General features: G+C 36.4%; 1 protein-coding gene. It reads left to right on the forward strand.

Translation table 11 applies throughout. The features are described 5' to 3' along the window. Positions 1–59: 59 nt before the first annotated feature. Positions 60–799 (forward strand): IS3 family transposase (locus ACFQ3S_RS19625; protein WP_377167878.1); only part of this gene is annotated, 740 nt, incomplete at its 3' end.

A 799-nucleotide genomic window follows, 5' to 3' on the forward strand; every position in this document is an offset into this window, starting at 1 on the left:
AAGCCATCGAAGAACTAAGGCCCGAACATGATGTTTCAATTCTATTGGATTGCAAACAGATGGCTCGTTCTGTATTTTATTATCATCGCAAGCGCCTGAATGATGATAAATACAAGCATGAAAAAGAAGAGATCGGAAGTATATACCACTTGCATAAAGGCAGATATGGTTATCGGCGGGTCACCGCTGAAATGAAGAACCGGGGTTATAGCATAAATCACAAGACTGTCCAAAAATTGATGGGAACATTAGGCCTAAAATGCAATATCAGGAAAGTAAGTTATCGCTCATACAAAGGTGAGGTTGGTAAAATTGCCCCTAATGTACTTGAAAGGGATTTTGAGGCAAATCTGCCTAATCAGAAATGGGCTACGGATGTCACTCAGATGAACATTAAAGGGGAAAAGATCTACTTATCTCCTATAATTGACATGTTCAACGGGGAAGTCATTTCTTATAGTATTTCAAAATCTCCAAATATGCAGATGATAGAGGAAATGTTATATGAGGCTTTTGATAAAGTGAAAGATACAAAGGGACTTGTTTTTCATTCTGACCAAGGGTGGCAATATCAACATTACGGATATAGAAAGGCTTTGGAAAAACATGGAATTATTCAAAGCATGTCCAGAAAAGGAAACTGCTTAGATAATGCTCTGGCCGAAAGCTTTTTTGGAATCTTGAAGACAGAATTATTATACACACAAAACTTTGAAACTGCGGATGAATTTACTGCTTCGTTAAAAGAATACATTCATTACTATAACAATGAAAGAATAAAAAACAGGTTGAATGGAAA

This window comes from Mucilaginibacter terrae, assembly GCF_042679325.1.
Taxonomy (GTDB): Bacteria; Bacteroidota; Bacteroidia; order Sphingobacteriales; family Sphingobacteriaceae; genus Mucilaginibacter; species Mucilaginibacter terrae.